We start from the raw sequence: 25,170 nt of genomic DNA, 5'->3' as shown, positions 1-25,170 counted from the left end.
CCCGAAGCCATCGCCATCAGTCGCTTCGGCGGCGACCGGTTCGCGCTGGCCTTGCCAGCGCCGGCCCAGGCGGAGCTGTCGCTGGCCCTGCTGGAAAACCGGCTGGAGGTGGCGTTTGAAACGGGCTTTGATGTCGCCGGCCGGCACGCCAGCCTGTCGGCCACCAGCGGCTGCACCTTTGCCGCCTGCCCTGGCGAGGCCAACGCCGCCATGGTCCAACCGGCGGGCGACCTGTTGGTGCAGCAGGCGTCGCTGGCGCTGAAGGACGCCAAGCTGCGCTCCCGGGGGCGGCTGATCGCCTTCAATCCGGAGCTGGAGCGGCGCAACACCACCAGCCTGGCCCTGCTGGCCGAGTTCCGCGCCGCCCTGCGCAACCGCGAACTGGTGCTGCATTATCAGCCGAAGCTGGACTTGGCCACCGGCCGGCCGGTGGGGGTGGAGGCCCTGGTGCGTTGGCAGTCGCCCAAGCATGGCCTGCTGATGCCGGCCCAATTCCTTGAGCTGGCGGAGGCCAGCGGCCTGGTGGTGCCGATGGGCCTGCTGGTTCTGGAAATGGCCATACGCCAACGCCGCGCCTGGCGGATGGAAGGGTTGGACATTCCGGTGGCGGTGAACGTCTGCGCCCTGCAGGTGCAGCAGGCGGATTTCCTGCAGGGCATCGATGGCGTGCTGACCGCCCAGGAGGTGACGGCCGAAGGCATCGAGATGGAGATCACCGAATCCGTCTTCGTCGGCGACGACGAGCGCACCTTCGATCACATCCAGGGGCTGCGCGACCGCGGCTTCGGCGTGGCGCTGGATGACTTCGGCACCGGCTATTCCTCGCTGAGCTATTTGAACCGCCTGCCCGCCACCACGGTGAAGGTGGACCGCCGCTTCGTCCAGGGCATGAACCAGGACGTCAAGTCCGACATGCTGGTGCGCGCCATCATTCAGGTGGCGGGCGTCATCGACGCCCAAGTGGTGGCCGAAGGCGTGGAGACGGAGGATCAGGCCGATCGACTGCGGGCGCTTGGCGTGCCAGTGGCCCAGGGCTTCCTCTACTGCCCCGGCGTACCGGCCGACGCGCTGGCCGCCTGGTGGCTGGAACGGGATGCGCCACCAGCCCGTGAATAGCAGGGGTTCAGACCTTTCTGCGGGGCCGGGTCGACCCCAGGGCGATGGCCAGGCGCCAAGCGGCTGTCAACGCGCCGGTCAGTGTCGCCTCGTCCGCCGCGGCCAAGGTGACATGGGTGGCGCCGCCTCGCCCCCAGCCACCGGTCACGGGCTGGAATACCGCAGGCTCCGCCGCCACCCGCATCTCCTGTTCGCCCACCGCCAACTTGACCATGCCTCGGCCCAGGTCCGGATCCAAGGTGGCGAAGATGCGGTTGCCCACGCGGAAATCGGCGCGGCCCATGTGCGCGCCCGCCTCCACCCCGGCCAGCGAGCAGGCGATGCGGCGGAAATCGTCTGGCGTCATGGCGGCAATTCCCCAAAGGAACGGGACGGACGGTGACGTCAGTGTATCATCAAGGACTTGAGGGGTGACGCGGAGAAGAGGGGGAGTGCCATGACCTACACCTTGCGCAAAGCGCGGCTGGAGGACAGGCCGGCCCTACAGGCCCTGATCCAGGTGTCCGCTCGTGGCCTCAGCCACAATGACTACACACCAGAGGTGGTGGAGGGGGCGCTGGCCGGCGCCTTCGGCGTCGACAGCGACCTGATCCATGACCAGACCTACTTCCTGGCGGAAGAGGCGGACGGCCTGTTTGTCGGCTGCGGCGGGTGGAGCCGGCGCATGACCCTGTTCGGCGGCGACGCGCGGCCCGACCGCTCGCCTCAGATGCTGGACCCGGCACGCGACCCCGCCCGCATCCGCGCCTTCTTCGTGCATCCCGAGCGCGCCCGCCGGGGCATCGGTCGCGCCCTGTTGGAGACGTGTGAGGCGGAGGCGCGGGCCGCTGGCTTCACCGCCCTGGAACTGATGGGCACTCTGCCTGGCGTGCCGCTGTACGCCGCCATGGGCTTCCAACCCACCGGCCGGGTGTTCCATCCCCTGCCCAACGGCCAGACGATCGAGTTCGTGCCCATGCGCAAGGAGTTGGAAGCACTTGGAGCCAAGCCTGGTTTCCCATAAGGATCAGGCGACCTACCACCGTTCGGGAAAGGCCCTTTCCATGTACCGCCCCAGCCATTTCAGGGAAGACCGATTGCCCGTGCTGCACGCGGCCATGGCGGCCATCGGCTTGGCCAACCTGGTGACGGTCGGGGCCGACGGGGTGCCGCTGGCCAGCGCCCTGCCCTTGCTGCTGCGGCCGGAGGAAGGGCCATACGGCACCCTCTACGGCCACTTCGCCAAGGCCAACCCCCAGTGGCGGGAGACGCCGCCCGGAGGCGCAGCGCTGGCCATCTTCATGGGCCCGGACGCCTACGTCACGCCATCCTGGTACGCCACCAAGGCGGAGACGGGGAAGGTGGTCCCCACCTGGAACTACGCCACCATCCACGCCCGCGGCCCCATCACTTTCTTCGAGGATGCAGAGGTGTTGCTGGACTTGGTCACCAGCCTGACCGACCGGCATGAGGGCGGCCGCGCGGCCCCGTGGGCGGTGGACGACGCGCCGGCCGATTTCATCCAGGCGCAGCTGCGCGGCATCGTGGGTTTCCGCCTGCCCATCGCCAGCCTGGAGGGCAAATGGAAGATGAGCCAGAACCGCCCGGCAGCCGACCGCGAGGGCACGGCTGAAGGGTTGGCGCGGGATGGGGCTACCGTTGTCGCCGATCTGGTGCGGGCCGGCGGCGCCTAACTAACGCGCGCCTTCGAACAGGGCATCGATTTCCTGCTGGGTGCGCAGCGCATCGACGGACAGGCCAGTGGTGCTGGGGATAAGGACGTCCTTGACCGCCGGGGCCGCCGGGGCTGGAACCGCCGTCTGCGGGCTGGACACGTCGCCGAACAGCGCGTCGATCACCGTTTGCGACGGCGCCTGCAGGGCGGGGCCGTGCAGCAGGTGGGCGTCGGGACGGGCATCGTCGTGCTTGTAGGGCAGCAGCACCTCGCGCGGGGCGTCGGCGGGCGGCATGGCGGCGGTGGCCGCCTGCGGCAGGGTACGCCACAGGCCCGTAATCACGCCCACGCGTTCCTCGATATAGCTGAGGGTATTCACCACCTTGGCGGTGCGCTGGCCGCAGATGTCCTGGAAGGAACAGGCCATCATCACGTCCATGCAGGCGTTTTCCAGCGCCGTCAACAACTGGCCCTCGACCGCGCGGCCGGGCCGCAGACGGCGCAGCGCGTTGGTCATTCGTTCCACCGTGGTCAGGATGCGGTTGGTCGCCTCCTCCGTCGCGGTGACGATGGCGTCCAGTTCAGAGGTGGCGGCGCTGATACGGTCGGCTTTGGGGTCGGAGGGCTTGATGGCCGCGATCTCGCGCTTCACCAGGCGAATGGTGTTGGCCATGGCCTCCACCTCCGCCTTCAGAAAGGCGATCTCCGGATTGCCCAGGGACGGGGTGCCGGCCGCGTCCGGCTGCGGGGCGCCGCGCGACGCGTTGATCAGCCGCTGAATACTGGTGACCGTGCGGCGCAGTTCATCGGTTTCGATGGAACGGGCGCGGCGTTGAACCTCATAGAAAAAGTCCCGCCCCTTAGCCGTCGCCAGCAGGGACTCCTCCATCTGGCGGTATTCATCCAGCGTGAGGCCCGAGCCCCGGGTCGTCTGCATGCCCATCACGCCCCCTTGGGAATATTCGCGTGGCCGCCCTGCCGCAGCGCACAATGCTGATGCCTATGTTCTTCACAAATATCGCTTTTCCGTCAATACGCGCTTCCTCGGTAGATGTATGTATTTCAGATGATTTTCACCTTACGCAATAAGGGTATATATCGTCACATTTGTGATAGAAGCGCGAACATCAGGTCCGCTTTCGGGGGATGACACAATAAAGGTAGGTGTCCTTCAAGCGGATGGAGCCGCTTCACTGGAGCGCGGCCGGACCACTGCGACGGCCGCATGGCCCCGTCCCATCGGGGATGCTAAGATCGGCCCCATCTTCAGGATGGCTTCAGGACGGCATATGTGGACCCCGGCGCACCAGGACGACGATTGCATCAGGCCGCGCCGTGCGCGGGCGGCGGCCGGCCTGATGCTGGCGGCCACGTTGCTGGCTTGGACCGGGATCGCTGCGGCGGCGGAATCGGAGGCTGAGGCCAAGGCCGTGGCGCTGGAGGCCAGTTGCAAGCCCAACAAGGTGGAGGCATTGCAGCGTCTAGTCGGCAACAACCCCGACATCGTCTACAAGATCACCTGCCAGAACGGGAAGGACTTGGCGGTCTATGTGCGCTGCCAGGGCCGAACCTGCTTCCTGGTGCGCTGATGCGTCTGCGTGCGTTCCCCCTGTGCCTGGTGGCCGGCGTCGTGGCATGGGCCGGGCCGGCGGGCGCCACCTTCTCCATCATCGCCTGCGACCGGGGCCAGTGCGGCGTGGCCGTCGCCACCAACAACCTCGCGGTGGGTGCCAGCGTGGATTATGCCCAGGCTGGTGTGGGCGCCGTCGTCACCCAGTTCGAGACCAACCCGGCCATGGGGCCCAAGGGCCTGGCCCTGATGGCCGCCGGCCAAAGTCCGGATGACGCGCTGCGAATCCTGCTGCGTGAGGATGGCGACTTCGACGGGGAGGGGGTGGAGGCGCGCCAGTTGGCACTGGTGGACGCTCAGGGTCGTACCGCCGCCTTCACCGGCAAGGAGGCCCTGGAGTCGCCCTACGCCGGCGACCGCCAGGGGCAGGGCTATTCCGTGCAGGGCAACGGCCTGGAGGACGCCGCCGTTCTGACGGCCATGGAACAGACGTACCGTACGGCGCAAGGTCCCCTGGAGGACCGCCTTCTGGCCGCGCTGGAGGCGGGACAGGCGGCCGGCGGACAGAGCATTGGAAAACTGTCCGCCGCCTTGCTGGTGCGCACGCCCGACGGCTTTCCCCAGGACCTGGACTTCCGCGTGGATGCCAGCGTCCAGCCCCTGACCGACCTGCGCAGCCTGGTGGAACGTCACCACGCCTGGCAGGCCGTCATCCGCGCCGACCGGGCCGCCCGCCGGGGCGACAAGGCGGCGGCGCAGGCGGCCCTGGCGGACGCCACCCGCCTGGCCCATGGCTGGGACCGGGTGTGGCGTCGGGCCGCCCGGGTGGCTGTGGCCCTTGGTGATTCCACCGCCGCCCGCGACTATCTGGCGCGCATGACGGCAGCCAATCCCGTCTGGGGCCGGCAGGAGGCCGCCGCCCCCCTGTACCGGAACATACGCCCTCCCGTGGATGCACCATAGCTGTACGGCGCCGAGAAAGCCCCAGCCCCCATAGGCCGCTCCCCTCGTCCGACCTCAGCGGCCCCAACCGCGCCAAGTGAACTTCGGCCGCCGCTTGGCCAGGAAGGCATCGCGTCCTTCCTGGAAGTCGGCATTGCCGGCCGCCTCTTCCAAAAAGACGGCAGCACCAGCATCGGTATTGGCGGAGCCACCGTCCTGGATGGCCTGTATGATGCGCTTGGCCGCCTGAATGGAAAACTGCGACAGGCCTGTCAGGGTGGTGACGTAGTCACGCACCGTGGCCTCCAAATCGCCGTCCTCCACCACCCGGTCCACAAGGCCGATGGCCAAGGCCTCCCGTGCCTCGATCAGCCGACCACTAAAAAGCAAGTCCTTCGCCCGCGCGGGGCCGATATGATGGACCAGCCGCCGTGTGTCCTCAAAGGGATAGACAAAGCCCAGCTTGGCGGGCGTGATGCCAAAGCGGGCCCCCGTCCCGGCGAAACGCAGATCGCAATGCAACGCCAGTCCGCAGCCACCACCCACGCACAAGCCATGCACCATGGCAATGGTCGGCTTCGGGCACCGCTCCACCGCCAAGTTGCCGGCGCGTACCGCCGCATTGAAGCGGACAGTGCCTTCCGGCGTCGCGAACACCTGGGCGAATTCGCTGATGTCGGCACCGGCGGAGAACGCCTGCCCACCCGCGCCGGTCACCACCACCGCCTGCACCGAGGGATCGGTTCCCACCCGCGCCATCAAGTGGGGCAGTGCCAGCCACATTTCCAATGACAGGGCATTATGCTTGTCCGGCCGATCCACCGTCAGGGTGGCCACGCCGCCGTTCACCGCCAGGCCGAAGCCCGGAACCTGCTCATCCATCACATCCACCGGTGTGTCAAAACAACCATCGGGCAGTCAACCGCCGGCGGCATAGTGACGACCCGGCGCGCGGCGGGCAACGCCTCAGCCCCGCAGAGGGCGGAAATAGCGTAGGACGGACTGCAGTTCCGTACGCAACCCCTGGTCCTCCCGTAACCGGGCCTGCAGGGCGTTGTCGCGCTTGGCCAAATAAACGACATGGTCCTTGGGCGGCAGCGAGCGGTAAGACGGTTTGGCCGCCAGAGTGCCGTCGTCCTGCACGGTGGATAGGAAGAAGGAAGAGCGCATGAATTTTGAGAACAACTTATTCGCACCCTCCGCCGGCTCCCGCGACATGATGGAGCATATATAGAACAGGCGGAAAAAATAGTAGTTGTCATAGATACGCTGGACAATAAAGAATTGTTCCGCAGGGGACGAAACTTTAGAAATCAACTGCTGATCTTTGAAGCCAGCATAGAAATAATGCGACGCCTCGCGGGCATACAACATGGGTTTTTCACGCTCCTGGCTGACACGCTTGCGATATTCTATCAGCGCGCGCCCGACCAGGGTCTGGATCATACGCCGTTCCACGTCCAGATCCGGCGGCAACCCCATGAGGAATTCCATGGCGGTCAGAAGCTGTACCGGGTGGGTGATGGCGCTCCGCTTGGCCCGGCCCTTGCCCAGCAACGACGCCTGCAGCCCCTCGATCAGGTCATGCGCCTGCCAGCGCAGGCGGGTCATCAAGGGAATGGTGGACAAGCCACTCGCCTGCAGGAACAAGCGCAGCTGATCGCGCCAGGACTTCTGCGGCAGCGTGATATGCTCCACGTCCGTCAGGCGCAATGGCGAAGACAGGCTTTCCCCCGCCACCGGTTCCGGCCGGTGGTTGAGGCTGCGTCCGAAGACGACGCCTTTGGTCTTCCGATCCCGCTCCGCCAAACTCATAACAGCAGCCCGTCTGTCCTCACTTGTCCCCGCTCACCCCGGCTCCACTCCCTGAAGCTATTCACCGCGGCTGAGCCGCAATCCCGTTACGCTTTAAACGATATCATATTTCATCACATTGATTAACTATTAGACCACACCACCCTGGCGTGCAACCGAATGAAATAGCCCACCGCAAAACATTCGATCTGTCGCGCCCTGGATGGCGCAGGGTCAGCGCTCCCCCTGTCGTATCACCATCAAGTCCATACCGCCGAGCCGGGCGCTACCAAGCACGGCGGCGTGGTCATGGACTCAATTTGAGTCCAACAATACAACCATACCACGCACAGGCTGCAAGGGATGCTTCGGCCCATGCCTCCGTCCTCTCCCACCCAGGCGGCTTCCGCCGCGGTATCCTCGCCGACCGGTGGTCCCGGCTATGCCTATGGCCTCACTGGCGTGCGGACAGCGATTGGTCTAACTACGCAAGTGGGGCCTCTGGCGGGGCAGCCCCTCACCAGCGGCGGCAAGGGCGGATCCGTGCAGCGTAGCGATGGTCAAACCCTGGCCACCAGCAGTGATGAAGTCCTGGTCGCGCGCGTCGCCAATGGCGACGCGCGGGCCTTCCGGATGCTGACGGACCGCCACCTGGACAGGACTGTAACACTGGCGCGCCGCGTGCTGGGCGGCGCCGCCGACGCCGAGGATGTCGCGCAAGAGGCCTTTCTGCGCTTATGGCAGCATGCCGATCGCTTCCGCCCCGCGGAAGCGCGCTTTTCCACCTGGTTCTACCGAATCACCATGAACCTGTGTCTGGACCGTAAGCGCCGGCCAGCACACGACACGCTAGAAAATGTGCCGGAACCTGTGGATCCAGCGCTAGACGCCGTCGCGCTGGTGGAGCGATCCGAGCTGGGCAGGCTGGTCGCGCGCGCAGTGGACGATCTGCCCGAACGGCAGCGGGCCGCTGTTTCTTTGTGTTATGATGCTGGTTTGAGCAACGCCGAAGCCGCAGCGGCCATGGAGGTCAGTGTCGGTGCGCTGGAAACCCTGCTGGTCCGCGCGCGACGCGCCCTGCGGGGAACGCTGGCGCCCTTGGCGCCGTCCGATGCCCGGGACGGCAACCGCTCACGTACGGGAGGGCCGCGATGATGGACGGTACGATGGAAATCGCGGAATTCGAAGCGCTGGTTGACTTGCACGGCCCGGATCCGGAGCTCTGGCCAGCAGCGGATCGGCCACGGGCGGCCCTTCTATTGGCCCAGTCGGGGGGGGCGCAAGCGATTCTGGCCCAGGCCCGCCTGGCGGAAGAGGCACTTACGGCGATGCCCCTGGATCGCGCCAGCGCCGAACTGCGCCGTACCATCCTGGCCATTCCCGCAGCGGCGCACAGCCCCCGATCTACGCTACGCCCCAGGCTTGGTGTGCAGCCGGCCTCGCCTCCCCCCGGGCGCATGCCGGCGCTGGCTGGCTTCGGCGGTCGCGCCATCTGGTCTGGCGGCATACCGGCGGCATTGGCTTCCGGAATGGCGGCTGTCGTGGTGGGCATCGTGCTTGGCGTGCATGGGATGTCACCTCTGGTGCTACCCTTTAGCGATTCGCATGCCTCGGCCACGACGGAGTACATGAAGGCCATGACTGAGATCGACGCGGAGATCGGGCAGTGATCGAGGGGCGTGCACAATCCGACCCGGGCATGTCATCCGGCGGCGCTTCCATTTCCAGGCTGGTGCTCGTCCTCCTGGCCATCTCCGTCTCCATCAATCTGCTGGTGGCCGGCATGGTGGTCGGCCAGCGCCTGGATGGCTCCCGCCCCTCCACGCGGGTGGACAACGTCCGCAGCGAAGCCAACGGCAATCGCCCTGGCCCCTATGACCTGTTCATTAAAAGCGCGCCAGAGCCCGTGTTGCCATTCCTGAAGGAAGCCATCACCAGCCACCAGGACCTGTCCCAGATCCAGTTGCAGCAGCTGCGCGAGGCCCGGCGCGAGGCCGCGAAGCAACTGAAAGCCCAGCCCTTCGATGTGACGGCCGCCAGCGCCGCCTTCGCCCGGGTCAGGTCCCTGATCGCCGAGATCCAACGGGGCGTGCATGAGAATGCCATTGGCGCCTATGCCCGCGCCTATGGCCAGACGCCACCGGCAATGGGCAGCGAACCCCAACCGCAATAAGGGAAGGCGACGCTTGCCCTGGCCCACCGCCCATCGTCTATGATCCGCAGGCACGTGTCCCGAAGATCATGGGAAGGATGGCCACATGGCCGCGAATGAGTTGGATTCAACGGTGCCGGTCACCGCCACGGCACCCAATCAGGATGCGCCCGGCCGCCCCTGGCCCCCGGCGGAAAGTGTCGGGCAATGGACCGATGTCTATTTCAAGCGCACCCGCACCATCGTGGAGCGGCATGGCGATGTTTCCGTCACCTACGCCATCTTCATGCGTCGGCCTGTGGTCTTCGCTCCGCGACTGGCTTTGGAGTGGTTGAGATCAGTGGCGCAGGCACGGGGCTTCTCGCCGGAGATCGAAGTCCGCTACCATGAGGGACAATGGGTCGGCGCCGGCGAGCCGATGATGTGGATAACCGGCCCTTTTTCCCAGTTGGCGGAATTGGAAACGCTATTCCTCATGAAGCTGGGGCCGGCCTGTGTGGCCGCTCATAACGCTTTCGTAATGAGTGCCGGCCTACCCAAAGCCGCTTTTCTGGCCATGGACGCCCGCCACTGTGCCGGTACCGAAATGGCCGATCTTATGGCCTATGCCGCCAGCGTCGGTTCAGAACGGGCCAAGCGTAAGGCCGGCGCCATCGGCTTTATCGGCAACGCCACCGACGCCACCGCCCATTACTTCGGCCAAGTCCACGGCTTTGGCACCATGCCACACGCCCTGATTGGCTATGCCGGCTCCACCGTCAAAGCGGCGGAACTGTATCATGAGACCTTCCCGGCGGAGGCCATGACGGTACTGGTCGACTATTTCGGGCGGGAGGTCAGCGACACGCTGGCCGTATGCCGGCGCTTCCCCGACCTGGCTGCCTCCGGCAAGCTGTCGGTGCGCCTGGACACACCGGGCGGCCGCTTCGTCGAGGGCCTGGACCCGCCGCAAAGCTACGCCGTGTTGGAACGGCGTGCACCAGACAGCATCCGGGGATATCGCGACGAGACGGAGTTGCGGTACCTGATCGGCGCCGGCGTCTCCGCCGCCGGGCTGCATTGGGTGCGCGAGAACCTGGACCAAGCCGGGTTCGACAAGGTCAAGATCGTGGCATCCAGCGGTTTCAGCCCCGCCAAATGCCGGGTGATGGCCGACGCCCAGGCCCCCATCGACGTGGTCGGCACCGGCAGCTTCCTGCCGGAGCATTGGGGGGAAACCTACGCCACCGCCGATATCGTCGCCTATAACGGCGTCGCGCGGGTGAAAATGGGGCGGGAGTTCCTGCTGAAGCGGTGACCCAAAAGACAAAAGCGCCCCCGGGCGACCAGCCCGACGGATCGGGCCCGGCCGCCCGGGGGCGTCTCGGCGGGGGGTGTCGAAAGGCTATTTGACGCCCTTGACCTTCTCCAGGGTGCGCAAGCCACCCAGGCCCAGCAACCCCAGGAGCACGGTGGTCAGTTGGTCATCCAGGGTCGGCGGTGGAGCGATGGCATGCCCCAGGGCCAGTCCGGCCAGCCAGACCGACACGGGCATGGCGATGTATTGATAGGCCAAGGCCGCCCCGCAAACCCACCCGATGAAGGGGCGCCATCCGGCGACGAAAACGCTGTCGCTTGCGGCCTCGGCCTTGTTCACGTCCATCTGCGCCAGGTCCAGCTGCCGCATCCTGTCGGCCGCCTCTTTATAGGCTGCGGCCTCGGCCTGGGCGCGGGCCGCGGGATCGGGAATGAAATCCAACAGCTTGGTCACGACCGGGCCCAGCACGCCGGTGGCCGGTGACAACAAATCCTGCACGATGCCCATGGGATGGACCTTTCCTGCCAAGGTGGACGGCGCCGGCTCAACCGGCCTTGATGAGGGTGGCGATTCGAACGGCCCGCGCGCCGACCTGGCTGGCCCAGCGCGACGCCAGGGCGGATTCGGCCGCCTGGTCGAAACGGCCGGCCTGAAAATGCGCCAGGGTGGTACGAAAGGTTAGAAGGGTAGTCACCCCCATGTTGAAGGCCATGTTCGCCAGGGCACGTTGACGGGTATCGGAGAGCGTGCGCCACCAGGGCAACGCCCGGTCCAGATCGGCCAGGACGCGTCCGATGTCGTTGGCGAGAAGGACATCCACTTCGGCGGGGGACAGGCCGACATCGCTGAGGTTACGGCCGACACCGATGGTCAGCTTTCCCACCGTGTCGGCGTATGGCTTGAGCCGCACGCCCTCATCACGACGCAGGTCGGCCTTAAGCGCCGTGTGGTCGAAAGCGGGGGTCATGGCTCCACCCCCCGCTGGGATCGCCCGGGGCGATCCCCCAACCATCCCCCTGTTAAACGATGGGCCAGACATTGCACGGTACGGGTCTCCCAAACACGGATGATCAGCCATATCGCTGTCAGCACGGTGATAAAACCGGGCAGGTGGCCGGTAATGGCGGCGCCCAAGGTGAGGGCATCCCCGGCATTTTTGCCGTGGTCGAGTAGGTTCATGCGACGCCCTCTCTTCGAGTAAAAATATGCGGCCAGCTTCTCTAACGAGATTGCTTCTTCTGATGGTGATTTATATAATTACTCAATTTTATCTTGTAAATATTAAGATATCCCCATGATATAACCACACCTCTTGAGGCTGGAATTGCAATCATGAAGTCAAGCGGCAATCTAAATCTGATTCTGTTGAAGAATATTGAATAAATCATAGCTGTATATATTATAGTTATAATTATTGATATGAACACAATCATTGATTTGTTCTTTGTATCTCGGATACCAATAATAAACATGGATATATTTAAAATATAGAACACAGAATAAGCGTTCTGTGCAAACAATATTTTGGAATTTGATACAGTTATATTATCACTTATTCTGAAGAATGATATGAGTTTTAGTATATAATTAAATATGGATTCCGCAGGACTTGCCGATATCCAACTAATGGCCATGTCTGTTAGGCGTTTATTTGATTCAATCTCAGATAGCCCTGCCAGGCTGTCAAATATTGGCCCATTTTCATTGCTAACGCCCTCCCAAATACTAGACCAAGGCGCATTTCCAATCACTAGATTTATCCCCGTATTTGTTCCTATCACTGGAGCTCCCATAACAATCCAATTCCTAACAATCCAAATAACTATAGGGAGGTATGCTATTGAGACGGCAAGAAATCGGGCATAAAGGCGCGCCCTCCGAGAAATCCAAAGCAAATGCACGAAGGATAAAGGCGCCATCATTGGATTCACAAGAGACAAGACACTCCAAGTGAAGCTAATCTTATAAATTCTAAAGGGAGCGTTATACTTCAAGCTAATATACAGAATAATTATCAATAAAAATCCTATTATAATTTGCGGAAACACGGTGACAGCCAACCCACACAGCCCAGGATTCAAAATACAAGCGGCAGCAGCGCAAAATCCCGCTTCAGCCCCAAAAATACCCCGAGATATATTGGAGACAACCCATGACGAAATTCCAAATATTATGATCTGCGCAAACACGATGGATAAATTTCCGGCATTTATTAAAATAAATATCGCAACTAATAAAGGGTATCCCGGCGGCCTTGCTGCCGTAGGCTGGCCGCTTTCATTAACATACGCCCTTTCCGATATTATTCTTTCGGCAATTCCTACATAATCAGACTCATCAAAGAATTGCTGCCTATTTCCAAGATAGAATACCGCAACCATAGCCAATAATATTGACGACAATATTATTATAATGATTGAAAGCCTATAGTAGAACTTCTCGCCGATCAGCACGATGATTCCTCAGATTAATTTCCGCATAAACTCAAAATGAACTGCTTCGACCCTGCAAAAATCCAGGTTGAGCGCAGACGTCAACGTAACTGCGCTCAACCTAGGCTTCGCATATAATACATGCCCCCAAATGGCTCCTCGCCAAAAAAAACACCGCCCATAAAATCTCTAATAAACGAAACCAACCTCTCTGTCGTGCCAGTGCTATTCAGCCGGCGGATCGACAGGTCGCTCTTGAAGCCTCTGGCGCAACTCGGACACCAAATTCTCAGTTGACATTAACGCCGCCTGAGCGTCACCAGCGGCGACCACAGCAGCCAATTGTATTTGATCCAGCAAATCGGAGAGAGGGTAGGTCGTGGCACTGGTCACCGTTTGCGCCTCGCTCAAGCTCTCAGCCACCGTGGTCGTGCCATCACTGACGATATAGCGCCACTGGACATGACAGCCCTGCAGCTTGCCATCCGTGCCCCACCGGGCCAGGAACTCATAAGGTAACCGAGTCGTCTGAAAGGTCATTGTGTCCTCACTTCCTTTAGAAAAATAGCGTTCAGGAGACGACAGCGCCGTCAGGCCACCGCCAATTTGTGCCGTCAGAAACAGCTTGGCGCTTATTGCTGGTACCGTCCGAAACATAGACCACGCGCCCGCCGGGCGAGGCGCTGGGCAGCGTGGCGACGGTGTAGCTGCGCAGGCCGATGATACCGGAGGCATCGAACGCCGTGACGCCGTTGACCGTGACCGCGCCGCTGGAAGCGATGGACATGCGCGTGGTGCCACGCCCGCTGCTTCCGGTGGCAAAATCCAGGCGGGTGGGGACCGATCCGGTCGATGGCGCGGCATCCACCACAGCGGAAATCTGGGCAGTGGGCAGGATATTCGAGCCATCAGCACCGGCAAACACCAGATAGCCGAGACCATCGCCGCTGTTAACGGTGGCGACCGAATTGTACGAAGTGCCCCGGGTTTTCTGCAGGACGAAATTCACGCCGCTGGTGTCAGCCGTGGTGCGGACCAAGGAAAACGCAACGCCAGATCCCTCGTTGACGCTGAAGGCCGGCGCCACACCACTGATAGAGGGCGATGTTCCAGACGGCGAATTCACGCGGCCCCCGCCATTGACGGCTATGGCGCCCCCCGACGTCACGGTGCCGCTGAATGTAGGGCTGGCGGTGGGCGCCCTGCTGGTGTCCGTCGGGTGCACATGATCGGCCCGCGCATAACGGTTACTGGTGCCCACGGCCGCCGTTCCATCCATGGCCGGGGTGGCCGCGCTGGCCTGGGCCAGAACGAAAGCGGTGGTGGCCACCTGCGTCGTGTTGGTGTCCACGGCGGCCGTGGACGCGGTGAGGACACCGGATACAGCCACCGTACCAGCATCGAGGTAAAGGGTGCCGGCGTTACTGGCGCCGTCCCACAACCCGATGCGCCAATTCGTGGTCACACTATCGGTTTTAAAAAAGAGCTGCGGCTTTCCTACCGCGTAGTCGGTGGGCGTCAGGACAGCGAAGTTTTGATTTCCTCCCGCCACGCCCAGGTAGCCTCGCAGCAGTCCGGTTGCCGTGAGCGCGGCCGTGGTGACAGTCCCTGTGAAGGTGGGACTGGCCAGCGGCGCCCTGCTGCTGTCGGTGGGGTGGACGTGGTCGGCGCGGGCGTAGCGGGTGCTGCTGCCCACGGCCGCCGTGCCATCCATGCCCGGGGTCGCCGTGCCGGCTTGGGCCAGGACGAAGGCCGTGGTGGCCACCTGGGTGGTGTTGGTGTCCACCGCCGCCGTAGGCGCCGTAAGCGTGCCGGCCACCGTCACCGCCCCAGAGAAGGACGCCGTATTCCCATAGCCCAGCCGCAAAACCCGACTCATGTTGGCATCAGATGCCGTGTCGTTAATGGTGCTGTTCAGGTAAAAATCCATGTACTCGTTGCCCCATCCGGAGGCTGAAAAGCCGGTGCGAATGGAGCCGACCAGGCGGACGCCCGTGTCCGACGACGAGTAAAAGGTGCCGCCCAAACGCACCTTGCCCTCCTGCGCCAAGGTGCCGGATGCCGGATATGCGGTCACATGAGCGGAGGTCGCCGTGGGGTTAAACTGCGACAGCACGGTGCCAGCGGTGGTCAACGAGCCACCGGCGGTAACGTTGCCTGAAGCCCCATTCACGTTGAACGCGCTCACGCCACTATTGTAGACCGTCAACGATCCGCGAGAAGCGTTGGTGCCCAGGTACACACCGTCGTAGGTGCCACCAACGGTCTTGACCACCAATCCCGTGTCATTGCTCGTGGGCGTAACAGTCGGAGCGCCTGTAAAGGCCGGACTGGCGAGCGGCGCCCGGCTGGTGTCCGTCGGGTGAACGTGATCGGCGCGGGCCGCCCGCGTGCTGCTGCCGGCGGCGGCGGTGCCATTCATCACAGGAGCGCTGGCAGACAGCTGGCCGATGACGAATGCTGTAGTGGCGAGCTGGGTGGTATTGGTGTCGGCCGCCGCCGTCGGCGCCGCCGGTGTGCCGGTGAACGTCGGCGAGGCCAGGGCGGCACGGCTTGTATCCGTGGGATGCACGTGATCCGCTCTGGCATAGCGCGTGCTCGACCCAGCCGAAGCCGTTCCGTTCATCGCCGGGGTGGCTGTGCCGGCCTGGCCCACAACATAGGCAGTGGTCGCCACCTGTGTCGTATTGGTATCCGCGGCGGCCGTGGGTGCCGCCGGGGTGCCGTTGAATGTCGGGCTGGCGAGAGGGGCAAGGAGGGCTTCAGCCCCCTGCGCGCGGGTTATCTCCGCTCCCACGGCGGCCGTTACGAACGCCGTGGTGGCCAACTGCGTAGTGTTGGTCCCAGCTGTCGCCGTGGGTGCCGTGGGCGTTCCCGTCAGCGCCGGGCTGGCCAAAGGCGCCTTCTTGGTATCCAGCTCGTTCAGGGCCGCCTGGACGGTCACCGACGCGAGACCCCCGGTGGCCGTATTGGTGATCATGGCGGCTGTGTAGTCGCCGGCCGCCGCCGCCACGGCGCCGGTGCGGCCGAATACCGACAGGACAGGCGCGGCCGGGTGCGGCAGTTGCACCCAATTGGCCAGCACCGCAGGATCGTCGGCCGCCAGGATGTAGGCCTGGGAACTGTCGGAACGCACCGCCACATCGCCGCGCTGTGCAGTCAGGGCCAACATGGCAGCCTGGCTGGCGACGGTCCATGTATCGGTGATCGATAGGGCAGGCAGCTGGTTGGTCAGCAGCTTGCCAGTACTATCGAGAGTGGCCAGGCCGTTGGCCACGGCCATCTTAGCCGCCCCTAATAGGGTGTCATTCCCGTTGGGCAGGGTAAGAACACCCGACGCGACGGTCGGCGCCAGCAGCTGCACGGCGCCCGAGGTGGCGCCAAGCACGTTGATGCCGCCATAGAGGTTGGCCCCCCCGATCCAAGGCCCAACATTAAGGACAGCTGTGTCACCGCTACCCGTGATGTGATTGACCGGCGCGCCTGATACCCAGGCGGTCACCTGATTTCTACCAGCGGTCGATGCTGCATCGGCCACGCGATAAATCAGCCAGTCGTCAAAGACAACACCCGGACCAGAGCTATCGATGCAGGCACTCATGTTAGCGTTACCGGGTAGGATGATGTCCCAAATCGGGTATCCATCGGTGTCCAACGTCGTGCCGGTCCAAGTCGGCGGCACGCCGATCGCCCCCACGGCGGGCCATGTGTCAAGCGCCCCATAACTGCCGAATGCCACCGTGATGATGCCACCAAGGGGGGTATTGTCCTGGCGGGAGGACCAAGTGATCACGTGGGTGATTTGACCCTGGCCGCCGGACGTCTTACGCAGCTTGAACCGAATAATGCGAGTGCCGGCCGTGTCGAACAACGTACGCCGCGCACCAGCCACCCCGGACAGATGCATGCTGGGAGATGCGCCCGTAGATGTCTGTGACAACGGGAATGCGGCGCCATAGCCCGCATTATAGCTATCACCATCAATCGTTCTGATATCCGCACCACTCACACCCTGCGTAGCAATGGTGAAATTCTCAGCCAAAATGCGACCCAGGATGATCGCACCTGGAGTGTTGGCCGCATGGATGGCGAAATCAGGCGCACTGGCCCCGGACATATGCAGGGTCACGCCGTCCACGGTGACAACAGAGGCGTCGGATGAAATATAGGCCCCCTGCGCCGTTGACGATGTTTCTAGCCGGGCCCCTCTCAAGGTCACCTCCACAGCGTTTTGGACGTGGAAACAGGGCCCGGTGCTGGCCAGCACTTTCAGGTCAGAGATATCGACCCTCGTTGCACCGAAGAAGCCCACGGCATTCCCGCTCGCGCCGCTGACGATGAGGCCAGCAACGGTGATGTCGCTCGCCGGCGTTGACGGGCCGGTGATCGACAGGCCGGTGCTGGCCCCGATGACGGATATCGCTGACACGGAAACGCCGGAGCAAGAGGCCATTTCCAGGCCCAGCCAAAAACCAGTTGTGCCGCCATTGATCACACAGCCCGTCACCGTCGCGCGGGTAACCGTGTCCAAGGAGATGCCAAAGCCCGTGGCGCCAGCCACGCCGCTACCCGTGACGGTCACGCCGCTTATGGTCACGTCATCGGCGCCGCCCCACAGCTCCAACGCCAGGTGGCCGCTATATTCGATGTCGCAATTGGTGATCCGGATCCGCGTGTTGGGCTCATGGGCATCGCCATACCATCCAACGAATTTGATGCCCGCGCCGTCTCCGGCTAATGCCCCGCTGGCCTTGATCCGAGTGCGATGGATGCTGATGTCGCTGCAGCCCGATCGGATCGCGATGCCGTGCGCGGCACATCTATCAATCGTGCAGCCATCGATATCCAGCCCCGCAATATGGTCCACAGCCAAACCGGCGCCCGCAGCATCCGCCAGCAATAGATTGCGCAGCGTCAGGCGAGCCCGCCCTGACGCGACGATGCAGGTACCCGCTAGCGCGTGGACCGCGCCATCCGCGAGCGTCACGTCATCACCAGCGACAGTCACGGCGTTGCCGGTGGCGGCCGTGACCGAAGGGCCATCCCAGATCGCCCCAGCTTCCAGCGTTAGGCCGCCAGCCGTGAACGTGACACTTCCGTCGCCAGTCACCGTCGTATGCGCCGGCACGGTCAGGGCCTGGTCGGAGACATATGCCCCCCGGATCGTCAGCGTCCCACCCGCCGCCGCCGCCAGGGCAAGCGCCAAGCTGGCGCCGCTGTCCGTCTCGCCATCGGGGACGGCGCCATAGTCCAGCGGGCTGATGTTGTCGATGGTCCGGCCCTGCATGGCTCCGGCGACAGTCGTGATCGCCCGGTTGAAGACGTCGTTGGCGCCGGGGTCGCCGTGGGCCAGCAGCGGCGCGCCCGTCTTGGGCTCGAAATCCCGGATGATGCTGTAGCTGGCGCCTGCGTAGTTCTGGCCTGCCCAGGCGGCTTCCAGCGTCAACTCGGTGTCGCTGTTGACGGCGGCCACCCGCCCCATGGGGATGCCGTAACCCAGCCACAGCAGGTCCCCGACCTTGACATTGGCCGGCCACGCCGTGCCGGCGCCGGTGACGGTGGCGCTGCCGGTGGCTAGGGTGACGGTACCAGTGCGATATTGGGCCATGGCGGGTCAGCTCTTGGGATAGCGGGTTTTGACAGCCTGGCGCTGGGCCAGGAGGGCGGCGACATCGGCTGGCAGCGGCTGGCCGGCGGCCAGGGCTTCAACGGCGACGCACAGGCGGTCCACCACGTCGCCCAGGTCGGGATAGGCGGCGGCCCGCGCCTCCCGCACACGCTGCGGCGTGGGGCGGTGGTCAAGCCGGGGCATGGGCGGTGATCTCCAGTGTCAGGTCGCGATAGGGCCAGCAGGACACGAAGACCTGATGCCGGCCCGGCAATGTGGTGGTGATATCCATAGTCCCGCCCTCGGCGGTCGCCGACTGGCCATCAAGGGTGACAATGGTCCCGGCTGGCAGTCCGCTGATGGCCACGGCATCCGTGCCATCGGCCACGACCTCCGCCTTGTCAGCCGTTGCCGGCAAGGGCGGTCGCGGCAGGATCGCGCCATCCCGCACATAGTCGGTATCCGGATGCCCACTCCCCAGCATGGCGGCCAAGCCGTCGCGTGCTTGGGCGGCCACGTTCTGATCCACCAGGGCATCCGGCACCGACAGCGTGCCGAACGCATGGATGCGGCCGGCATCGTCATACGTGATGAAGTCGACGCTCATACCCGGAACTCCGAGATGGTCATGATGGGGGTGATGAAGGTCATGTCGCTGGGCTTGGACAGCGTCGCCGTGATCACCGCCCCAGCCGCCGCCGTAACCATCAGCCGCAGCACATAGGTGCTGCGGCGGGCGCTGTTGTCGGCAAAAACGCCAGGGGCCGAGACGCTGGCCAACACCGCCCCACCTTGGTTGGTGACGTTCAACGTCGCCTGCGACCCCTCGTGGGAGTCGTTGAAGACGGCGGTGAAGATGATCAGCATCGTCCCGCCGTACACGCTGGTCAGGCTGGCCGTGAAGCTGTTGTTGGCGATGGCGTGATTGGTCACGGCCCCACCCTGCACCTGGGGCGTGTTCACGACATTGTTGGCCAGGCTGCCGCCCACGATCACCGGGTTGCCGGCGGCGTCCCAGGTCCAGATGCCATAATCCGTGCCGGCGCCGTTCCTGCCCACGACAACACGTCCCCGCGTGCCGTCGGTAATGTACAGGCTGGCACCGTCGCCATAGAGGTACAGGCCCGCGCTGCCATCGTTATTACCGGTGGCGGTCGCCCAAAAGACCTTGCCGCCGATGCTGCTGGAGTTGATCTGGCTGGCATTGATGGTGCCGGCGTAGATCACTCCATTGCCCAGGGTACCTGTCGTGATGGTGGCCGCGTCCAGGTTCTCGATGAACCCGTTGTGGATCACTACCTGTCCGGCCGCCGTCACGAAAAACGGCGACTGCGCCACCGTGCTGCCGGGCGGCACCAGGGCGAAGGTGTCGGTGCGGATGACGAAGGTCGAGGTCGAGCCGCTGTTGGCCACGCCGAAGCCGGCGACATAGCCGTTGACGTCCAGCTTCAGCACGTACTGGGCGTTCAGGCCGTTGACGCTGGACTGCAGGGTGGTGATGGACGCCGTGTTGCCGTTGACCGTGGTGGTCAGGTTGGTGATCGCCGTGGCGTTGGCGCTGTCGCCATTCGCGCGGGCCGTCATCTCGCTTTGCAGCCCGGCATAGGTGGCTGGCAGCCCGGTGCCGCTGTCATTCACCTGGGCGGAAAGCGTCGTGATCGAGGTCGACAGCGCGCTGTCCGCGTTGGCGCGGGTGGTCTGTTCGGTCGCCAGATCAGCGCGGGTTTTGGGTAGCCCCGTGCCGCTGTCATTCACCTGGGCGGATAGGTTGTTGATGGACGTCGACAGCGCGCTGTCGGCATCGGCCCGTGTGGTCTGCTCTGTCACCAGATCAGCACGCGTCTTGGCCAAGCCGGTGCCGCTGTCGTTCACCTGGGCGGATAGGTTGTTGATGGACGTCGACAGCGCACTGTCCGCGTTGGCACGGGTGGTTTGCTCGGTCACCAGGTCAGCGCGGGTTTTCGGCAGGCCTGTGGTGGCGTCGTTCACCTGGGCGGAAAGGGCGCTGGTGGCGCTGGCGTTGGCGCTGTCGGCTGTCGCCCGCGTGGTCGCCTCGCTGTTGATCGCGGCGAAAGCGGCGGAGAGGCCGGTGGTGGGGTTGTGCACCTCGCTGGCCAGGGTGGTGATGGATGAGGCGTTGGCGCTGTCGCCGTTGACCCGGGCTGTTTGCTCCGTCTGGATCGCAGCCGCGTTGCCGTTGATGGCGGCCGTCAGCGTGGTGGTGGTGCTGGCCAGGCTGTCGGCCGTGCCCTGCTGGGCTGTGCTGACCGTGTCGATATGCGCCTGCAGGGTCTGGGCGCTTGCCAGGATGGCATTCGCGCGGGCCGTGGCCTCCGCCTGGATTGCCGTCACGCGCTGCGCCGCCTCGGCCGCGATCTGCGCCGCGACGCTGCCGGGCACGTCCGCGCCATCCGTCACCAGGTCAATCTGGCTGACCAGGTCCAGCACGAGCTGATCCTTGCCAATGGTGTTTGCCGCGATCTGCGCCGATGTCAGATAGGGCACCTGGAATTGCAGGGGTGCGGTGATGGGGCAGCCGGCCGTGCCGAAGGTGTCGAAGGTCTGGCTGACCGCGTAATAGGTGGCGCCCGGCGTCAAGCCCGAAACCACCAGGGGGGCCGTGGTGCCGCTGGCCGCCGGCACACCGCTGGTGTCCACGGTGGTGCTGGTGCCCACCCAGACGTTGACGCCGGCAAAGTCCAAGGCGTCATCACCCACCGGCGCGATGAAGGCGAACAGGGTGTTCAGCGTATTGGCCAGCGCCTGCAACTGCACCGACGCCGGCACCGGGTTGTTGACGGTGATGGTCTCAGCCGCCGTTTCCCCACCCAGCTTGTCGCGGATGGTGACGCTGAAGGTCAGGCGGCGGTGCGGGCCACCGGCGTCCTTCGCGTTCATGCTGTCGAACAGGTAGAAGTATTCCGGATCCGTGACCAGGTCGGTGCGCAGGACGGCGCCGCTGTCCGGCTCGATCACCGTGACGGCATAGGCCTGGAAATACGGGTTCACGAAGCCCGAACCGGCGCCGAACGCTTCCGACCCAAAGTCCGCCGAGGTGCTGGGAAAGTTGCCCCGCCACACCAGGTGGATGTCCTTGCCTGTGAACTCGGTGTCCAGGCCCTGGCCGTACAGCTCCAGCCCGGTGACACTGGCGCCATCAAGGACACCCCCCACGGCGATGCTGACGGCCGGCCCCCAGACGGAGCGCACATCGGTGCCGATGCTGGTCGCCGCCTGCACCGTGTAGGTGGCGGCCTGGACCACGGGCATCAGCAGCGTGTCGGTGGCGCCCGCGGGCGCCTTGGTCTGCTGCCAGCTGGTGACGCCGCCACTGCCAGAAATACCCCAGCGCAGCACGGTGTCCGTCACCATGCCCACATCGGCCGGCGTCCAGCGCGCACGGATGCCCAGCTGCACCGTGCCATCGGCCAGGTAGCTGGTCTCAGTCGCCAGGGTCAGGCCAGTGGGGGCCGCCAGCGTCCCGATCGCGCCCAACGGGCTGTAGAAGAAGGCATCGACGTCGGCCAGGCTGCGCTCCGCCGCCTGGAAGATGTTGAAGCTGGTCAGCTTGATGTAGAGGGGCTGGCCGATATAGGCCGCCGGCAGGTCGTATTTGAAGACGGCATCATCCAACCGCAGGAAGGGCGTGCCGGCGGGATGGTCCACCGCGCCGGTACCGTACAGGCCCCTGTTGAGGCCGCCCAGGCGATAGGTGGCGGTGCCTGTCAGCGTGGCGCCGGCATAGGCCAGCATCTCCCCACCCACCAGGCTGAGCGTGCGGGCCGCCGCCGCGTCCTCGGCCGTGCCACCGCCCAGTTGCAGGCGGCTGGTGGATAGGGTGACATAGGCGTCCCCAGTCGCCGCCAGGTCCTGCCCCAGGACGCCCAGGCGCGCCGGCGCGGTGATCTGCCCCACCCGCTGATAGGTCAGGTCATCGGCCGAGATCCAGACGGAGCAGCCGCCCCAGTTGGCCGACAGGCCCAGGGCGCCGATCCACACCTGTTGCACGCCGCCGGTAATGCCCGGCGACGGCTCGAAGATCACCGGGTCGGCCAAGTCGCCCGGGTCGACGCCCGTATTCAGCGGCGTGTTGCTGGTGACCGGCGTGGGATAGAGCGTGGCGGTGCCGATACCGGCAGGCAACTCCTCCGCCGTAAAGGTCAGCAGGCCGTCCTCATCCTCATCGATCTGGGTGATGCGGACGGGAAACTTGTCCAGGCCCAACGCGGCGTCGGTCAGGGTGACGATGTCCCCCGGCTCCAGCAGGGCGAAGGTCCAGGCCAGCTTGAACTGGTAGGTGTTGCGGACGTAGAGCTGCCGCTGCAACACCAACGTGGCCACGGCGGACGCGGCGGCGGCGCTACAGATCTCATGCGCCTGCACGGGGTCACCCGTGCGCAAGCCATAGGCGTCGATGGCCGCGAGGTCCCGCACCTCCGCAGTGGCGGTCTGGTAGGCGTTCTCCCGGTCTTTGTATTCCACCTTGGCCGTGTTGGTGGCGTCGGCGGGGTCCGACCGGCTGAGGGTGATGGGGTCGTCGTCGGCGCCGGCGATGAAGTCGTCATCCGCCAGGTCATAGACCGGCGTCAGGTCGGGGGTGAAGGTGACGCCATTGCCCGTCAGCGGCTCATCCCCCAAGGGCAGCGCCTGCACCTTGTCGCCCGACCAGTAGATCAGGGTGTTGGTCAGCTGTGCCCAGCGGTTGACGATGTCGCTGGCGGCCTCCTGCTCCGCCAGCAGCGGCGAGAGGAGCAGGCCGGACGCCGCGCAGTAGGCGCGCCATGCCGTCAGATCGCCGATACGGTCGGCCGGCAGGCCCACGCCGTAGCGCTCGTTGGTCAGGAAGTCGACCAGGATATCGGCGGGGTTGGCGTCGAAGCCCACCCGGGGCACGGCGTTGGTCTGCACCTCGAAATTGTGGTTGGGCAGGCTGGCGCTGCTGCCCAGGTCATAGGACGGCGAGGCGACATAGGCCGTGTAGGGATAGGCCAGCGCCTGGTCGGCATGCTTGGCGTACAGCGCCGCGAAGGGTGCCTGGTCGGCCGTGCCGGTGAACAGCGTCAGGTTCAGCTTGGCCAGCGTCGTGTCGTCCTTGTCGGCCCACACCCGGCCGATGGAGGCGACGGCCCCCTCGCACAGGCCCATGGCCACGGCGCAGCTGTAGGCCTGGGTGGTGGACTTGGACCCGCCGCCCTTGCCGCCCCCGCTGTCGCTGGCCACCGCCCGGGAGGTGAAGTCGTCATACCAGAACAGGTTGGGGGCGGTGCGCTGCGTGCCCCACAGCAGGGGTATAGGCAGGCCGGCGGCGCTGGTCTGCACCTGCAGGCCTGTGTAGCTGGGCTTGGTGTCGGCATTGGTCTTGCCGCCGCCGAAGAGTCCGGACATGGGTCAACCCCACAGGCTGTAGAAGATCAGGGGACGGTCAAGAAAGGGCTGCTGGCGCAGATCGCCCATCACGCAGCGACCGTCGCGGGCATAGGCATGGACCAGCTCAAACCGGCCGGTCATGACGGCGCCGTGGCTGAAGCAGCGGCCGAAGCGCGCCAGCACCACGTCACCCGCCTGGGGCGAGCGCTGATCCAGGGCAAAGGGCTGGCCGAACCGCTCCGTCCAGGCCACGTACCGTTCGTCCGAGCGGTGCAGATGCCAGTCCGGCGGATAGGGCCGGGGATCGAAGGGCGCCAGCACGCCCGTGTCCACGAACACGCGCACCAGCAGCATGGAGCAGTCCACCCCCGCCCCCTTCACATCGGCCAGCTGGTGATAAGGCGTGCCCAGCCACGTACGCGCCTCCGCCACCACGGCGGCGCGCTGGGCGGCTTCGGCGGCGGCGGGGTCCTTCATGCCGGAATCTCCTGAACGATGATTTGGGGCTCACGGGGACGGCCGGAGAGGCGTAAGCTGAGGGCGGAGCACCCCTATGGGCGCTTGGACGCAAGGGTGCTCGCGATCAGCGAGGACAGCCATGGCCGACAAGACACAGGGCTTCTGGAGCGATGTGCTGCTGGAAGAGTTCGTGGAAAGCCTGGAATGGGCACGGTCGCCCCTGCCGCTTATCATACCGCCGCCGCAGCGGCTGACGGACATGGCGGCTGGCATGGTGCCGGCTGGTCTGCGGCGGCCGGGCAGGGTCCATCTGACCCCACCGGTCCTCCATCTCCACCCGCGTTGACGCCTCAGGCCGCGGTTTCAGCAGCGGGGATGTAAGGAAAGGCGCGGATGTTGGCCAAATTGCCAAAACGAGCTTGGCAGGTAGCGGCCGTATGGTCACAGCCATAGGTGATCCGGAAAGGGTCACCCACTGTCGGCTGGTGCGGCAACGCATAGGCCAATGTCAGGCCGTCGGCGTCCGCCGCCTTGATGGCCCGGGTGACACCAGCGTTCCGACCGCCGGTGAAGGTTAGCGCCCCCTGGACGAACGCCGCAGGGTCAACGGCCTTGCTGCTGCCGTCGTCAGCAGTAATCGCCGCTAGGGATGCCAATGGCGTAGCCGGCACCAAACGCTGAACGGTGGACCCGTTGGCCACGGTGTCGGCGCGTGTGTAGCGGGAGCGCGCTAAAGCGCAGCCACTGTCATAAAGCGTATGCAGGCAGTTGGCCTGGTA

At 64.7% G+C, this 25,170-nt stretch carries 24 protein-coding genes; 10 read left to right on the top strand and 14 right to left on the bottom strand.

Features of this window, described 5'->3' with window-relative positions; genetic code table 11:
• Positions 1-1,116 (top strand): bifunctional diguanylate cyclase/phosphodiesterase (locus I55_RS27155; protein ID WP_148294004.1); only part of this gene is annotated, 1,116 nt, incomplete at its 5' end.
• 7 nt (positions 1,117-1,123) lie between these two features.
• Here I55_RS27155 and I55_RS27150 read toward each other — a convergent pair.
• The gene (locus I55_RS27150; protein ID WP_044563855.1) at positions 1,124-1,462 is read right to left on the bottom strand and encodes an MmcQ/YjbR family DNA-binding protein; all 339 of its coding nucleotides are present in this window, start codon (positions 1,460-1,462) and stop codon (positions 1,124-1,126) included.
• Positions 1,463-1,552: 90 nt separating this feature from the next.
• Between I55_RS27150 and I55_RS27145 the strand changes: the two genes are divergently transcribed.
• The gene (locus tag I55_RS27145) at positions 1,553-2,119 is read left to right on the top strand and encodes a GNAT family N-acetyltransferase (RefSeq protein ID WP_044563854.1); all 567 of its coding nucleotides are present in this window, start codon (positions 1,553-1,555) and stop codon (positions 2,117-2,119) included.
• A 40-nt stretch (positions 2,120-2,159) separates the two neighbouring features.
• Positions 2,160-2,789 (top strand): FMN-binding negative transcriptional regulator, encoded by a 630-nt coding sequence (locus tag I55_RS27140; RefSeq protein ID WP_044563853.1) that lies wholly within the window; start codon positions 2,160-2,162, stop codon positions 2,787-2,789.
• Here the strand turns inward: I55_RS27140 and I55_RS27135 are convergent, their stop codons facing one another.
• Positions 2,790-3,713: a hypothetical protein gene (locus tag I55_RS27135; RefSeq protein WP_049974547.1), complete on the bottom strand. Its 924-nt coding sequence runs from the start codon at positions 3,711-3,713 to the stop codon at positions 2,790-2,792.
• 346 nt (positions 3,714-4,059) lie between these two features.
• Between I55_RS27135 and I55_RS27130 the strand changes: the two genes are divergently transcribed.
• Together I55_RS27130 and I55_RS27125 are read left to right on the top strand one after the other, a co-directional pair.
• Positions 4,060-4,359: a hypothetical protein gene (locus I55_RS27130; protein WP_044563852.1), complete on the top strand. Its 300-nt coding sequence runs from the start codon at positions 4,060-4,062 to the stop codon at positions 4,357-4,359.
• On the top strand, positions 4,359-5,303 hold the full coding sequence (locus I55_RS27125; RefSeq protein ID WP_044563851.1) for a DUF1028 domain-containing protein: 945 nt from the start codon (positions 4,359-4,361) through the stop codon (positions 5,301-5,303). The genes I55_RS27130 and I55_RS27125 overlap by 1 nt, the downstream gene beginning before the upstream one ends.
• 54 nt (positions 5,304-5,357) lie before the next feature.
• Here the strand turns inward: I55_RS27125 and I55_RS27120 are convergent, their stop codons facing one another.
• Together I55_RS27120 and I55_RS27115 are read right to left on the bottom strand one after the other, a co-directional pair.
• Complete coding sequence (locus I55_RS27120) at positions 5,358-6,164, bottom strand: enoyl-CoA hydratase-related protein (RefSeq protein ID WP_044563850.1); 807 nt, start codon at positions 6,162-6,164, stop codon at positions 5,358-5,360.
• Between the two features lie 84 nt (positions 6,165-6,248).
• On the bottom strand, positions 6,249-6,995 hold the full coding sequence (locus I55_RS27115; RefSeq protein ID WP_148294003.1) for a hypothetical protein: 747 nt from the start codon (positions 6,993-6,995) through the stop codon (positions 6,249-6,251).
• 624 nt (positions 6,996-7,619) lie between these two features.
• Between I55_RS27115 and I55_RS27110 the strand changes: the two genes are divergently transcribed.
• The 4 genes from I55_RS27110 (at position 7,620) to I55_RS27095 (ending at position 10,525) form a co-directional block, all read left to right on the top strand.
• On the top strand, positions 7,620-8,231 hold the full coding sequence (locus tag I55_RS27110; protein WP_044563861.1) for an RNA polymerase sigma factor: 612 nt from the start codon (positions 7,620-7,622) through the stop codon (positions 8,229-8,231).
• The gene (locus tag I55_RS33565) at positions 8,228-8,746 is read left to right on the top strand and encodes a hypothetical protein (protein WP_148294002.1); all 519 of its coding nucleotides are present in this window, start codon (positions 8,228-8,230) and stop codon (positions 8,744-8,746) included. Before I55_RS27110 ends, I55_RS33565 begins: the two co-directional genes overlap by 4 nt.
• Positions 8,743-9,249: a periplasmic heavy metal sensor gene (locus I55_RS27100; protein WP_044563848.1), complete on the top strand. Its 507-nt coding sequence runs from the start codon at positions 8,743-8,745 to the stop codon at positions 9,247-9,249. Before I55_RS33565 ends, I55_RS27100 begins: the two co-directional genes overlap by 4 nt.
• 85 nt (positions 9,250-9,334) lie before the next feature.
• Positions 9,335-10,525 (top strand): nicotinate phosphoribosyltransferase, encoded by a 1,191-nt coding sequence (locus I55_RS27095; RefSeq protein ID WP_083901468.1) that lies wholly within the window; start codon positions 9,335-9,337, stop codon positions 10,523-10,525.
• 87 nt (positions 10,526-10,612) lie between these two features.
• On the opposite strand, the gene I55_RS27090 is transcribed toward I55_RS27095, so the two are convergent.
• The 9 genes from I55_RS27090 to I55_RS27055 form a co-directional block, all read right to left on the bottom strand.
• Positions 10,613-11,032: a 3TM-type holin gene (locus tag I55_RS27090; RefSeq protein ID WP_049974545.1), complete on the bottom strand. Its 420-nt coding sequence runs from the start codon at positions 11,030-11,032 to the stop codon at positions 10,613-10,615.
• Between the two features lie 37 nt (positions 11,033-11,069).
• The gene (locus I55_RS27085; protein WP_044563847.1) at positions 11,070-11,492 is read right to left on the bottom strand and encodes a glycoside hydrolase family protein; all 423 of its coding nucleotides are present in this window, start codon (positions 11,490-11,492) and stop codon (positions 11,070-11,072) included.
• Positions 11,493-11,745: 253 nt separating this feature from the next.
• The gene (locus I55_RS36395; RefSeq protein ID WP_148294001.1) at positions 11,746-12,978 is read right to left on the bottom strand and encodes a hypothetical protein; all 1,233 of its coding nucleotides are present in this window, start codon (positions 12,976-12,978) and stop codon (positions 11,746-11,748) included.
• A gap of 204 nt (positions 12,979-13,182) precedes the next feature.
• Positions 13,183-13,497, bottom strand: coding sequence for a hypothetical protein (locus I55_RS27080; RefSeq protein WP_044563845.1), 315 nt, complete (start codon positions 13,495-13,497; stop codon positions 13,183-13,185).
• A 31-nt stretch (positions 13,498-13,528) separates the two neighbouring features.
• Positions 13,529-18,565 (bottom strand): right-handed parallel beta-helix repeat-containing protein, encoded by a 5,037-nt coding sequence (locus I55_RS33560; RefSeq protein ID WP_049974544.1) that lies wholly within the window; start codon positions 18,563-18,565, stop codon positions 13,529-13,531.
• A gap of 6 nt (positions 18,566-18,571) precedes the next feature.
• Positions 18,572-18,769 carry a hypothetical protein gene (locus tag I55_RS27070; protein WP_044563844.1) on the bottom strand — a complete coding sequence of 66 codons (198 nt, stop codon included), beginning with the start codon at positions 18,767-18,769 and terminating at the stop codon, positions 18,572-18,574.
• Positions 18,756-19,172: a hypothetical protein gene (locus I55_RS27065; protein WP_044563843.1), complete on the bottom strand. Its 417-nt coding sequence runs from the start codon at positions 19,170-19,172 to the stop codon at positions 18,756-18,758. The genes I55_RS27070 and I55_RS27065 overlap by 14 nt, the downstream gene beginning before the upstream one ends.
• A complete protein-coding gene (locus tag I55_RS33555; protein ID WP_049974543.1) occupies positions 19,169-23,950 on the bottom strand; it encodes a phage tail protein in 4,782 nt (1,593 codons plus the stop codon). The genes I55_RS27065 and I55_RS33555 overlap by 4 nt, the downstream gene beginning before the upstream one ends.
• Positions 23,951-23,953: 3 nt before the next feature.
• Positions 23,954-24,409, bottom strand: a complete 456-nt coding sequence (locus I55_RS27055) for an NlpC/P60 family protein (RefSeq protein WP_044563842.1) — start codon at positions 24,407-24,409, stop codon at positions 23,954-23,956.
• A gap of 121 nt (positions 24,410-24,530) precedes the next feature.
• Here I55_RS27055 and I55_RS27050 point away from each other — a divergent pair, with 121 nt between their 5' ends.
• Positions 24,531-24,737: a hypothetical protein gene (locus I55_RS27050; RefSeq protein ID WP_044563841.1), complete on the top strand. Its 207-nt coding sequence runs from the start codon at positions 24,531-24,533 to the stop codon at positions 24,735-24,737.
• A 4-nt stretch (positions 24,738-24,741) separates the two neighbouring features.
• Here the strand turns inward: I55_RS27050 and I55_RS27045 are convergent.
• On the bottom strand, positions 24,742-25,170 hold a 429-nt coding region (locus I55_RS27045), incomplete at its 5' end, for a phage BR0599 family protein (RefSeq protein ID WP_044563840.1).

Origin of the sequence: Azospirillum sp. B4 (genome assembly GCF_000333275.1) — a bacterium.
Taxonomy (GTDB): Bacteria; Pseudomonadota; Alphaproteobacteria; order Azospirillales; family Azospirillaceae; genus Nitrospirillum.
This window is presented reverse-complemented; position numbering and strand designations above follow the sequence as displayed.